Raw genomic sequence first — 12,775 nt, forward strand, 5'->3', positions numbered from 1 at the left:
TTGGTGGAGTTGCATTAGTATACGCCCGGTGTGAGACAGGTAGCATCACACCGGGGCTTGAGTGAGGCGGCGAAATCGCTGTTTCGCCACAGGCTTTGATTATGACAAGAAACCGAATTATTATTCAATATAAATTGAACGATTATTCGGTTTTCGGGCAATGCCCGGAGACCACCTGCGGAGATGATGAAATGACGGCCACCGGCACAGTGAACAAGTTGATCGGGCACACCGACTCATACTATGCAGCCAGCGCCAACCCGGCACCGGTGTACCCGGCCCTGGAGGGGAATGTGGAGGCAGACGTCTGCGTGATTGGCGCCGGCTACACCGGGCTCTCCTCGGCGCTGCACCTGGCAGAGCGGGGCTACAAGGTGGTGGTGCTGGAAGCGGAACGGGTCGGCTGGGGGGCCTCGGGGCGCAATGGCGGCCATGTGGGTGTCGGCCAGCGCAAGGGGCAGGAGGACCTGGAAAAGATGCTCGGGCTCGACACCGCGCGGCAGCTGTGGGACATGAGCGTCGAGGCGGTACAGCTGGTGGAGCACCTGATCGACAGGCATGGAATCGACTGCGACCTCAAGCGGGGCATCCTGCACCTGGCGGCCAAGCGCAGCGACAATGAGCACCTGAAGCAGGAGGTGGAGCTGCTGCGCGAGCGTTACGGCTACAAGCAGATCCGCTACGCCGATGAAGCCGAGGCCCGGACGATGGTGGGTTCCGAGCGGTACTTCGGGGCCCAGGTGGATGATGGCTCACTGCACCTGCACCCGCTGAACTTTGCCCTGGGCCTGGCGGACGCCGCCGCTGCTGCGGGGGTCACCTTTTATGAGAACAGCCGCGTCACAGGCTACCGCGGAGGCTCCCCGTGCCTGGTCGAGACCGCAAAAGGGCAGGTGCGGGCCAGGAATGTAGTGCTTGCCTGTAACGGCTACCTGGGCAAGCTGGAGCCGCGCATGGCAGGCAAGATCATGCCTATCAACAATTTCGTGCTGGCGACGGAGCCCCTCCCGGACGCGCTGGCACAGGATTTGATCGCCAATGACTACGCACTGCAGGACACCCTGTTCGTGATCGACTACTGGAAGCTGTCCGGTGATAACCGGCTGATCTTCGGCGGGGGCGAGAATTACACCTCCCGGTTCCCCCAGGATATCCGCGCGTTTGTGCGCAAGTATATGCTGGCGGTCTACCCGCAGCTGGCGGACACGCGGATCGATTTCGGCTGGGGCGGCACCCTGGCGATCACCATGAACCGGATGCCGCACCTGGGACGGCTGGAGCCCAATGTCTACTACAGCCAGGGCTATTCCGGTCACGGTGTCCCCACGGCGACATTCGCCGGCAAATTAATCTCCGAGGTGATCGCGGGTACGGAGGAGCGTTTTGATATACTGGCGCAAATTCCAACACCGACCTTCCCGGGCGGCACCTTGCTGCGCTGGCCGGGGCTGGTAGCGGGGATGCTCTACTACAGCCTCAAAGACAAGCTGGGTGCCTGATTCTGGTGCGTTCACGGTCGCCGGGATCCGGGGACCGACTGACTGCCAAATAGAAATTTGAATAAATATTCGGTTTGTGGGATAACACACTCTCAAGCTTTTCGATGGGGTACTGCCATCGGCGGTATTGGATGAGCAACCCTGAATAACAACAAAGACGGGGACGACCATGCCTGTTACAGATAAAACACTTTCCACGCGGAAACACCTGCTGGCCTCGGCCGTTGGTGCCGCCGTATTCGCTGTCGGTACCGGTGCCGGCGCGGCGCAGATCGAGGAGGTGACCGTCACCGCCCAGATGCGTGCCGAGTCCCTCAAGGACGTGCCGATGGCGGTGAGCGCCTTTACCGGGGAGACGGTCAAGAACAGTAACCTGAGCGACTTCAAGGACCTGTTCTCCCTGACCCCCGGTATTTCCGGCGAGACCACCGACTCCTATTTCGATTCGGTCTCCGTGCGCGGGGTAAACAACAACAGCTTCGGCAGCGGCAGTGACCCGGCGCTGGGGATTTTCCTCGATGGTGTCTACCAGAGCCGCACCGGTGCCACCCCGAGCATGTACGACCTGGAGCGGGTTGAGGTGGTGAAGGGCCCGCAGGGCACCCTGTTTGGCCGTAACACCGCCTCTGGTGCCATCTCCATGGTTTCCCGCAAGCCCGGCGATACTGTCGCCGGCGAGGTTTCCGTGGGCGCGGGCCAGTACGGGCGCACCGAGATCGAGGGCGGGCTCGACATGCCCGTGGGTGAGGACCTCGCGGTCCGGTTCGCCGGCAAGCACTTCCAGGAAGACGGCCATGTGGAGAACCTCGCCGGTGGTCCCGACCTGGGCGCCAGTGAGCTGAATGCCATGCGCATTACCACTGTCTACGACGGCATGGATAACACCACGGTAACCCTGCTGGCCCAGTATGAGGACCGCATCAGCGACGGCACCATCTACCGCGCTTTCGACACCGATGCAGGTTACAACTACCCGATCCCGGAAGGGGATTATGACCAGGTCTATAACGACGAGCGGGGCAAGGATGAGTCGCAGATCGGCGATGTGATCCTGACCATCGAGCACGATCTGGCCAGTGGCTCCACCCTTTCTTCCATTACCGGCTACAAGACCCATGACTACAGCTATGTAGAGGATTTCGACGGGACGCCTTCCCCGATCGATACCTACTACCGCGACCAGTCGGGTGACTTCTTCAGCCAGGAATTCCGCCTGACCTCCAACAGCAGCGGCCCGTTCAATTACGTGCTGGGTGCCTCCTACTACAAGGAAGAGCTGGATACCTACTTTGCCGGTGTCGACAACGAGGACTTTATCTGCGACGGCATCTATGCCGACGAGTGGGAAGAGGGCCTCGACAGCTTCGTCACCTGTGACGCACTGCCGCAGGATGTGCTGGACGAAGCCTTCGGCTTCGAGGGCGATTCCTGGGAATACGCCCCGGGTATGCTCTCTATCGAAGAGGCCTACACTGTCGGCGAATACTCCGGCTGGGGCGTTTTCGCCAATACCACCTACGACCTGGGTGAATCCACCACCCTGGGCCTGGGTGTCCGTTACACTGAAGACGACAAGATGTACAGCGTGGACTCCCCGTGGCCCGATACCTGGACCGGCGGCTGGAACTACCAGGCCATGTACACCAACGGTGCCATTATCGGGGACAACACCTGGAGCAACGTCTCCGGTCGAGCGACCCTGACCCAGGTGCTGAGCGACGAGCTCACCGCTTACGCCAGCGTGGCCACCGGCTACAAGTCCGGCGGTTTTGATTACCTGAGCTACAACGTTACAGATCCCGCCTACGGCACTGATGCCGACAGCCAGTACGAGTGGCTGGACGAGCAGGGCTATGAGGTAGACGCCAGCAATGCCGAACCGAGCAAGTTCGACGAGGAGAACGTCCTGTCCTACGAGCTGGGCGTGAAGGCGCGCCTGCTGGATAACCGCCTGGCCCTGAATGCCGCGGCTTTCCAGTACACCTATGATGACCTGCAGCAGGCTTTCTTCGTCGGTGCGGCGGCCATTACCCGCAATGTGGGCGAGTCCACGGGCCAGGGCCTGGAAGTGGATGCCCAGTGGCTGCTGACCGACAACCTGGACCTGTACATGGGCCTGGCGTGGCTGGATACCGAGTTTACCGGTGCCCCGGCGGAGCTGTGTGAAACCTGTGACGGCAACGAGATGGCGTTCTCGCCGGCCTTCTCCTCGGCCACGGTGCTCACCTACCACCTGATGACCGGTATGGGTGAAGTCTCGGTTTCCGGTGAATACACCTACACCGGCGAGCAGTGGTCCGACCTGGAGAACACCAAGGCAGTGCGCCTGGACGCCCGCAATGTGTTCAACATGCGAGTGTCGCTCACGTCCCAGGATGACAGCTGGACCGCGGGCCTGTACGCCGAGAACCTCACCGGTGAGGAGTACTACCACTGGGGTTACGCCGAGGCGCTGTACAACCTGCCGGCAACCAAGACCGACCCGTCGCGGGGCCGCGTACTGGGCGTCAACCTGGACTATCGCTTCTGATCCCCCATTGCTCACAGGGTGGGAGTGTAAAAACCGGCGCAACGCGCCGGTTTTTTTATGCCCGTGAATGGTGCAGTCGGGACTGACGCCGGAGCTATTGATGGTAAACTGCGGTTACCTGAGAATGGGGGCATGGATTTGTCTAACTCTGAACAACGCAAGCGCAAGAGCCAGCTCGCCCCACGCCGTGAGCCGGTCCAGGCGCGTGCCCGCGAACGCACCCGCAGGATCCTGGATACCACCGGGCGGCTGCTGGAAGAAGTGGGCCTGAATGACCTCACCACCATCCTGATCGCCAAGGACCTGGGGGTCTCGGTGGGCTCCCTGTACCACTACTTTCCCAACAAGCACGCGATCCTCTACGCGATGGGGGAGCAGTGGCTCGCGAGTATGACCACCGCCCTGGAAGAGCTCGGCCAGTCCGGTGTGGAGGATATGTCACTGCAGGAGTTTATCGCCGAGCTGGTCGATCGCCTGCTGAAGGTCTATCGCGAGCAGCGGGGCCTGTTGCCGCTGGTGCAGGCAATGTGGGGTATTCCCGAGTTGCATGAACTCGACGAGCGCCACGACGAGCTGATCATCACCCACCTGAGTGATATGTTCCGGCGAATGGGCTTCGCCTGTCCGGACAATGAGATGAACCGCCTGGCCCGGGCCACACTGGAAACCTGCCACGCGGTCTTCCTGGTGATCGTCAACCAGCGCGGCGTGCGCTCCGATCGCACCCGCGAGGACCTGGAACGAATGCTGTTCACCCTGCTCAGCGACCGGCGCGACGACAGCCGCCCCAACGGCCTCGAAGACGTGGAGGGGCCGTAATGCCGCGCACCGACAAGCTGGTGATTGCGATTTCCTCCCGGGCGCTGTTCAACCTGGGCGACAGCCACCGGGTGTTTGAAGAGCAGGGGCTGGAGGCGTTTTCTGCCTACCAGGTGGAACATGAGAACGACGTGCTGGAGAAGGGCGATGCCTTTCCCCTGGTGGAAAAGTTCCTGCAGATCAACCAGCGCCTGGAAGGGAATCCGCGGGTCGAGGTGATCCTGTTGTCTCGCAACAGTGCGGACACCGGGCTGCGGGTATTCAATTCCATCGAGCACTACGGTCTCGATATTACCCGCGCGGCCTTCTGCAACGGCGACAGTCCCTATCGCTATATCGCCCCATTTGGCTGCCACCTGTTCCTGTCCACTGACGGTCAGGACGTGCGCCGGGCGCTGGAGCAGGGCGTGGCCGCCGCGACCCTGGTGGCGGGTGGCGATCGCTGGCGGGAAGATGACACCCTGCGATTCGCCTTTGACGGCGATGCGGTGATTTTCTCCGATGAAGCCGAGCAGATTTTCAAGCGCGATGGGCTCGCCGCATTCGCAGCCTCAGAGCGGGCCTCGGCACAGCAACCGCTGGGTGGTGGGCCGTTCAAGGGCTTCCTGGAAGCCCTGCAGCAGCTGCAGGCCGAATTTGCCCCTGACAACTGCCCGATACGGACTGCCCTGGTGACGGCCCGCTCGGCGCCGGCACACGAGCGGGTTATCCGCACCCTCCGGGCCTGGAACGTGCGGATCGACGAATCAGTATTCCTCGGTGGCCTGCCCAAGGGTGAATTCCTGCGCGCCTTTGGGGCGGATGTCTTTTTTGATGACCAGCCGGCACACTGTGCTTCGGCCGCCGAGCATGTCGCCACCGGCCATGTGCCCCACGGCATCGCCAATCTCGAGGGGCAGTCCTGACAGCCTGTTGATTAGCGTCCGGGACGCGGGCGGGGCCGCTGAATGGCGGCAGGAACCACACTTGCCGTGTCTGCTGTCACACCATGGCCGATCGGCCGGTTATTGGCTTTGCCCGTCCCGGGAATTCGCTGCTATTCTTTTCTCGCATAAACTTTTATAGTTTTTATAACTGCCGTGAGAGCGGCCGGGGGAGTCCGGGCTTGATGCCGGGTGCCGGGGCCTGATGCCAGGGAGAAACCATGAAGCTGCAGCAGTTGCGATATATCTGGGAAGTTGCCCACCACGACCTGAATGTCTCCGCTACCGCGCAGAGCCTGTATACCTCACAACCCGGGATCAGCAAGCAGATCCGCCTGCTGGAAGACGAGCTCGGCGTGGAGATTTTCGCGCGCAGCGGCAAGCACCTGACGCGTATCACGCCTGCCGGCGAGGCGATCCTCAAGACCGCCGGCGAGATCATGCACAAGGTGGAGAACATCAAGCAGGTCGCGCAGGAGTTCAGCAACGACCAGAAGGGCAGTCTCTCGATTGCCACTACCCATACCCAGGCGCGTTACGCGCTGCCACCGGTCATAAAGTCCTTTATCAATCGCTACCCGGAAGTCTCCCTGCACATGAACCAGGGCACGCCGATGCAGATTTCCGAGATGGCGGCGGATGGCACTGCGGATTTCGCCATTGCCACCGAGGCACTGGAGCTGTTCAGTGACCTGGTGATGATGCCGGTCTATCGCTGGAACCGCTGCCTGCTGGTGCCAAGGGACCACCCCCTGTGCCAGCTCAGCAAACTGACGCTGGAGGAAGTGGCACAGTACCCGATCGTGACCTACGTGTTCGGCTTCACCGGCCGCTCCAAGCTCGATGACGCCTTTATGGAGAAAGGCCTGTCGCCCAAGGTGGTCTTCACCGCGGCTGATGCCGACGTCATCAAGACCTATGTGCGTCTCGGCCTGGGGATCGGGATCGTCGCCGATATGGCGGTAGACGAGGCGGACGAGGACCTGGTCGCGCTGGATGCGAGTGAGCTGTTCGAGTCCAGTGTGACCAAGATTGGCTTCCGCAAGGGCATTTTCCTGCGGGGCTTCATGTATGAGTTTATCCAGCAGTTCGCCCCGCACCTGACCCGCGAGCTGGTGGACCAGGCGGCCCATGCCAGCTCCCGGGCAGAGCTGGATGAGCTGTTCGCCAACCTCGAACTGCCGGTTTACTGAGCCGCCGGGTTCAGTCCAGGCGCTTGCTGAAGCGGCTGATTGCTAGGGTCATCATCAGGGTGATAAATGCCAGCAGCGCCAGCACTTCAGGCCACAACTCGTGCAGGTCGGCGCCCCGTAGCATGATGCCCCGGATCAGGCGCAGGAAATGTGTCAACGGCAGGATCTCTGCAATCCATTTCGCCGGTAGCGGCATGCCCTCGAAGGGAAACATAAATCCCGATAGCAATATCGATGGCAGGAAGACAAAAAACGTCATCTGCATGGCCTGGAACTGCGACTGGGCCCGGGTCGAGATCAGCAGCCCCAGGGACAGGTTGGCGAGGATCAGCAACAACGCTGCCCAGTAGACGTCGATGGCGCTCCCTCGCACCGGCACCCCGAACAGCCACATCCCCAGCAACAGGATAAGCGTGGTCTGCACCAGGCCGATAATGCCGTAGGGCAGTACCTTGCCCAGCATCAGTTCGCTGCGGCTCACCGGGGTGGCGATCAGCAGTTCCATATTCCCCCGCTCCCGCTCCCGCACAATCGCAACCGAGGTAAACATCACCATGGTCATGGTCAGTATGATGCCGATCAGGCCGGGTACGATATTGATGGCAGAAACGCGCTGGGGGTTATAAAAACTCACTACGCTGATTGGTGCACGGGGCAGGGGAATCGAGGCCCGGTTCCGCTCTGTGGCCGGCGTTGTCAGCGGCAGTTGGGCCAGCTGGGCAGCCGCACTCTGGACAACGGTATCGCTCCCATCCACAAGCACCTGCGCCACAGGTTCTCCCCGCGCCAGGCGGCGCTCGAAGTCCCGCGGTATTACGATGCCGACACTGATCTCGCCGCGGTGGATCAGGGCCATGACGTCCTCGGCTGTGGTGGCGTGTGCCGCTGGTCGGATGATATCCGTCGCCAGCATGTCCATTGCCAGCTGCCGCGACGCAGAGGTCTGTGCCTCGTCGACGATTGCCGTCGGCAGGTGGCGCAGGTTGAGGTTGATGGCATAACCGAAAAGGACCAGCTGCATCACGGGAATGCCCGCTATCATCGCCAGGGTTACCCGGTCGCGGCGCAGCTGTCGCAATTCCTTGATCACAATCGCCCAGAGGCGTCGCAGGTTCATGGTGTTTTCGCGGTCTCTCCCGGTGCCCGGTGAGTGGTGACGGCGACAAAGACATCCTCGAGCGTGGGGCGCGCCGCCGTGAGTCGCGCCTGCAGGCCAGCCTCCTCGAGCGCCCGGGACAGGCGCTCCTCGATACCGTCACCTGACTCGCACAGTATCCTCAGGCTGTTGCCGATCTGTGCCGCGCTGATGACTCCGGGCAGGCCCAGCACGGTGGCCTTGGCCCGGCGTGGCTGCTGGGCCTCCACGGCGATAGTGCGCCCTTCCAGTGAGCCGGTAAGTTCCGCGGGCGTGCCGTCGGCCACCAGCGTGCCGCGGTCCAGGATGGCAAGGCGATGACAGCGTTCAGCCTCATCCATGTAGTGGGAGGACACCAGTATGGTTGTGCCGGCGTCGGCAAGTTCGAACAGTTTCTCCCAGAAGTCGCGCCGGGACTCGGGATCCACCGCGCTGGTGGGTTCATCCAGGAACAATAATTCCGGGCCGTGGACAATGCTGCCGGCCAGTGCCAGGCGCTGCTTCTGCCCGCCGCTCAGGGTGGCTGCCAGTTGTCGCTCCATGCCGGAGAAGTGGAACTCCTCCAGCAGTTCCGCCACGCGTCGCCGTGCCGGGGCGGCCGCGAGGCCCTGGACAGCGGCGAGAAACTCCAGGTTCTCCCGCACCGTCAGGTCGCCAAACAGCGAGAAGTGCTGGGTCATATAGCCGATACGGCGCCGCAGCGCTTCTGCCTGCCTGGGGATCTCCATGCCCAGTACATCAATATTTCCCCCGCTCGGGGTGAGCAAGCCGCAGAGCATCCGGATAGTGGTGGACTTGCCCGAGCCGTTGGGGCCGAGGAAACCGTATACCTGCCGTTTATCGATGCGCAGGTCCACGGCATTCACTGCCACCAGGTCTCCGAAAACCTTGGTCAGCCCGCGGGCGATCACGGCCGCCTCCTCACTTGCCATCGGGCTGCGGCCCCCCGTCAGTTTGCATCGGTTTCGTCGTCACTTTCGCTGCGTTGCCAGTCGTTGCCACGCCGGAGGTGAATTCGGCGCGCAGCGGCAGCCCGGAGGGTAGCTGCGCTGCGTCAGCACCGAGCTGGATCTCCGCCAGGTAGCTGAGGCGGGAGACATCCTTGCCGCTGAGGGCATAGTAGGGCGTAAAGCTTGGCTCGCTGCGAATCGTGCGTACCCGTCCCTCGAAGCTTCCGGCGACATCGTCGATGTAAACCAGTGCGCGGTCACCGGTCTGGACGCCGGGGCGTAGCGACTGCGGGACGTAAACCCGGGCATAGGGTGCTTTTCCAACCAGCATGTTGACCAGGGGGGCACCAACCGGAGCCTCGTCGCCGGTCCGGAAAGGCAGGTCGTCGATGCGCCCGTTGCGGGGCGCCTGGAGCTGAAGCTTATCGAGCAATACCGCCTGGAGGCGCGCCTCGGCCTCGGCCCGTTCCAGCGCTGCGCGCCCCTGTGCGAGTTGCTCCGCGCGGGAGCCACGTTGCAACTCCAGCAGGGCGGCAGTGCGCGATTCCACCTCGGCCGCCGCGGTATCCAGCGCCGTGCGGGCCCGGTCGATATCGGCCTGGGAAATAAAATCCTCTTCCTTCAGTGCCAGCAGGCGGTGATGGTTGTCGTATGCTTCCTGGCGTGTCGCCCGGGCGGACTCCAGTGCAGCCTCGGCACGCTCTATCTCCTCAATCCGCGGCCCTTCCTCAAGCTCATCCAACTGTGCCCGCAGTCGCGCAACCTCGGCCCGGGCAACCTGCAGCCGGGCGCGGGTGGCGCGCTCGTCGAGGCGCATCAGAGGCTGTCCTGTGGCTACATCCTGCCCTTCAACTACAAGGGTTTCCTCGATTTTTTCTGCCGCGGGAGCCGGTACCGAGATGCGGTCCCATTCCAGTGTGCCAAGGGCACCCGGTTGTTTGTTATCACAGGCTGCAATGGCCAGCACGGCCATGGCCAATGCCGCACGTAGTGTTCTTGAGCCGCTGAAAAAGCCCTCAGGCATGGTGACCCCCGATTCCCTGTGAAACCAGCGCCAGTGTGTGCCGCTCCATGGCCTGTGAATCGATATCCCTGGTGTCCATCAGGTTTCGCCAGACAGGGGCGGCCGCGGCCGGAAACAGGGTCAGGCCAACCAGTGATACCAGGAGTAGTCGCGGATCGATGTCTGGGGGGAGTTGGCCCCGATCTTTTGCAGCTGAAAATGCCGCGACGATCTGCTGGAAGAACTGTTTACCGGTTCGTTCGATCAAGGGGGCACGGAATACGCCGCCTTCAAGAAGTACTTCCCTGGTCCATAGTGGCGGCCACCAGGGATGCCGATCGACGGTTGCTGACACCGCTGAGATAAACCGGCGCACAAGGGCCTCGGGAGAGCCGCTGAGGCCCCCCGGGCCCAACTGCTGTTGGACTTCCTTCAGGAGGGGAAGAACACGCTCGTCCAACACCGCCTGCTGCAGGTGCTCGCGAGAACCAAAGTAATAATGGAGTAGGGCGGGCGTGACACCGGCTTCCCCGGCGATATGTTTCAGTGCGGTCGCAGCGACCCCGCGTTGGGAATAGCACCGTACTGCGGCATCTATGATCGCCGGGCGGAGGTCCGTGCTGGTACGGTGTAGCGGTCTTCCTGGTGTTCGCTTCCCGGTCATCAGTGTCTCCCCAGCCCGGCATGGAAATTGAGCAGTGCTACCCGGAGCTGACCGCTTAATATTAAATTTGAATTTAATTATAGTCAATGTCGCAGGCCCTGGGCTTCCCGCCTGGAGAGAAAAGGGGGAAGCCCCGGGGCTGGGGGGAGAGTCAGGGACTTAAACGAAACCCGTCCCGGTCAGGACGCTTCGGCGGCACGCTGGAGAGGTTGCAGGACTTCCTTGGCGAACTTGAAATAGACAGTGTAGACCTGGGGTTCCCCGGAAGCTGCACTGTCCTCGACGACAAAGAAGGGGGCGCGGGAAACACCGTATTGGCGCGCCAGGACCATGCCGGGACTGGCCTGGTCCCGCTCGTCGGCAACCAGGGTCTCGTCGATCAGTCTCAGCTGGTCGTTGTCGCGCAGCTTCTGCTCCACGTCGCGGCACTTGGCGCAGGGGGAGCCGTCACTGAGAATCTTCTTTACCAGGGTAATGCGCATAAACCGGCTCCTGCTTTCATCCTTAGGGCTAACTTCCCTCCCGCAGGGGTAGGGCGTATCTATCCATTGTCTGGCGCAGAATCTAGCAGAGGCTTTAATAACCTGGAAATATCAAAGTGAGATACGGTAATAACTACTGGTTTTATGGGGGCTGAAAGCGTTTGTCAGGCCATCGTCTCGAGCGTGGCCAGCAGCATGCCGATTTTGTTCAGGCACTCGTCGTGTTCCGCAGCGGGGCTTGAATCCGCCACGATCCCCCCGCCGGCGGCACCGGTGACAAGTCCGTCGCTGGTGCTGAAGGTGCGGATCGCAATATTGGTATCCGCACGGCCGCAGCTGCTCAGGTAGCCGATGCTGCCACAGTAGATGCCGCGGGGGCTCAGTTCCAGCTCCCGGATTATCTCCATGGCGCGGCGCTTGGGCGCCCCGGTGATCGAGCCCCCGGGAAAACAGGCGCCGAGCAGGTCGGTGAAATAGCTGCCCTTGGGCAGTTCGCCGGTAATGCGGCTGACAAGGTGATGCACGTTGGCAAAGGTGGCCAGCTCGAACAGCTCCGGCACGCGCACACTGCCGCTGCGGCAGCGCTTGCTGAAGTCGTTGCGAAGCAGGTCGACGATCATCAGGTTCTCAGCCCTGTCCTTGACGCTGTGCTGTAGCGCTTCGGCCACCCGGGTATCCTCGACCGGGTCCGGGTGCCGGGGTGCGGTACCCTTGATGGGTTCCGTCTGCACGCTGCTGCCGTCGGCGTGGATAAATCGCTCCGGTGACAGGCTGAGTATCTGCCCGCCCGCAAGGTCAAGGTAGGCCGAGAAGGGGCCAGCCACCTGGCTGCGGAGGGCCAGGTAGGCGGCCAGCGGATCCCCCTCAAAGGGAGCGGTAAAACGCTGGGTAAAGTTGGCCTGGTAGATATCGCCTGCACGGATGTAGTCGAGGATCCGCTCGATGCGCCGGCAGTAATCATCGCGGCTGAACTCATGGGCAAACGGCGCCCCCAGGGCAAAGCGCCCGGTGCTGGCTTCATCCTGCCAGGACACGGCGTTAAAGCGCGCTATCAGGTCGCGGACCTGGATATCTGTGCATGCCGGATGGAATACCAGGTGGCTGGCACACAGCTGGTGATCGACGATCAGCGCCCAGCTGTAGAGCCCGAAAAAACCGGCGGGAAGGCCGGTGGGACGCGGGTCCGGGGCGAGAAAATTCTCCGCCATACCCAGCTCGTAGCCGGCGTAGCCGATTGCGCCACCGCAGAATGGCAGCTGCGCATCGCTGTCCTGTGGCGCCAGCTCGCACAACAGGTCGTCCAATTCGGAAAAGGGTTCACGGGTGTGGGCGTCGAGCTCCAGCGTCGCGAGCGGGTCCGCGCTGATAATGTCGAAGCGCCCGCCGGGTGCTACCGGGCGCCCGCTGTCCAGCCAGACAGGCGCGGGCAGGTCCGCAATGGCCTGAAAGGCCATCGGCGTGTTGATCGAGTAGGGAATGGCGACGATCTGCAGTGATTTCATTCAGGCTTCTATACGCACCACGCGGGACCCGGGTTTCCCTTTTGGGGCTGCCCAGGCCAAAAAAGGCGGCTACTT

The 12,775-nt window shown here is 62.2% G+C and carries 11 protein-coding genes; 5 read left to right on the plus strand and 6 right to left on the minus strand.

Features of this window, described 5'->3' with window-relative positions; translation table 11 throughout:
• The first annotated feature begins 191 nt into the window (after window positions 1-191).
• The 5 genes from LVD10_RS01025 to cysB all read left to right on the plus strand — a co-directional run bounded on the left by LVD10_RS01025 (window position 192) and on the right by cysB (window position 6,964).
• Window positions 192-1,499 carry an NAD(P)/FAD-dependent oxidoreductase gene (locus LVD10_RS01025; protein WP_232942382.1) on the plus strand — a complete coding sequence of 436 codons (1,308 nt, stop codon included), beginning with the start codon at window positions 192-194 and terminating at the stop codon, window positions 1,497-1,499.
• A gap of 169 nt (window positions 1,500-1,668) precedes the next feature.
• The gene (locus LVD10_RS01030; RefSeq protein WP_237061422.1) at window positions 1,669-4,029 is read left to right on the plus strand and encodes a TonB-dependent receptor; all 2,361 of its coding nucleotides are present in this window, start codon (window positions 1,669-1,671) and stop codon (window positions 4,027-4,029) included.
• Window positions 4,030-4,161: 132 nt separating this feature from the next.
• Window positions 4,162-4,848 carry a TetR/AcrR family transcriptional regulator gene (locus tag LVD10_RS01035; protein ID WP_232942386.1) on the plus strand — a complete coding sequence of 229 codons (687 nt, stop codon included), beginning with the start codon at window positions 4,162-4,164 and terminating at the stop codon, window positions 4,846-4,848.
• Between the two features lie 20 nt (window positions 4,849-4,868).
• A complete protein-coding gene (locus LVD10_RS01040; RefSeq protein WP_370636828.1) occupies window positions 4,869-5,753 on the plus strand; it encodes a 5'-nucleotidase in 885 nt (294 codons plus the stop codon).
• Window positions 5,754-5,992: 239 nt separating this feature from the next.
• Window positions 5,993-6,964: an HTH-type transcriptional regulator CysB gene (gene cysB / locus LVD10_RS01045; protein WP_232942390.1), complete on the plus strand. Its 972-nt coding sequence runs from the start codon at window positions 5,993-5,995 to the stop codon at window positions 6,962-6,964.
• Between the two features lie 10 nt (window positions 6,965-6,974).
• Here the strand turns inward: cysB and LVD10_RS01050 are convergent, their stop codons facing one another.
• The 6 genes from LVD10_RS01050 to pabB all read right to left on the minus strand — a co-directional run bounded on the left by LVD10_RS01050 (window position 6,975) and on the right by pabB (window position 12,700).
• Window positions 6,975-8,081 carry an ABC transporter permease gene (locus LVD10_RS01050; protein WP_237061423.1) on the minus strand — a complete coding sequence of 369 codons (1,107 nt, stop codon included), beginning with the start codon at window positions 8,079-8,081 and terminating at the stop codon, window positions 6,975-6,977.
• A complete protein-coding gene (locus LVD10_RS01055) occupies window positions 8,078-9,031 on the minus strand; it encodes an ABC transporter ATP-binding protein (RefSeq protein ID WP_232942394.1) in 954 nt (317 codons plus the stop codon). Before LVD10_RS01055 ends, LVD10_RS01050 begins: the two co-directional genes overlap by 4 nt.
• Window positions 9,021-10,073 carry an HlyD family secretion protein gene (locus LVD10_RS01060; protein WP_232942396.1) on the minus strand — a complete coding sequence of 351 codons (1,053 nt, stop codon included), beginning with the start codon at window positions 10,071-10,073 and terminating at the stop codon, window positions 9,021-9,023. Before LVD10_RS01060 ends, LVD10_RS01055 begins: the two co-directional genes overlap by 11 nt.
• On the minus strand, window positions 10,066-10,716 hold the full coding sequence (locus LVD10_RS01065; RefSeq protein ID WP_232942398.1) for a TetR/AcrR family transcriptional regulator: 651 nt from the start codon (window positions 10,714-10,716) through the stop codon (window positions 10,066-10,068). The genes LVD10_RS01060 and LVD10_RS01065 overlap by 8 nt, the downstream gene beginning before the upstream one ends.
• Before the next feature lie 179 nt (window positions 10,717-10,895).
• Window positions 10,896-11,198: a hypothetical protein gene (locus LVD10_RS01070; RefSeq protein ID WP_237056531.1), complete on the minus strand. Its 303-nt coding sequence runs from the start codon at window positions 11,196-11,198 to the stop codon at window positions 10,896-10,898.
• 164 nt (window positions 11,199-11,362) lie between these two features.
• Complete coding sequence (gene pabB / locus LVD10_RS01075) at window positions 11,363-12,700, minus strand: aminodeoxychorismate synthase component I (protein WP_237061425.1); 1,338 nt, start codon at window positions 12,698-12,700, stop codon at window positions 11,363-11,365.
• Window positions 12,701-12,775 lie beyond the last annotated feature (75 nt).

This window comes from Microbulbifer zhoushanensis (genome assembly GCF_021729055.1).
Classification (GTDB): Bacteria; Pseudomonadota; Gammaproteobacteria; order Pseudomonadales; family Cellvibrionaceae; genus Microbulbifer; species Microbulbifer zhoushanensis.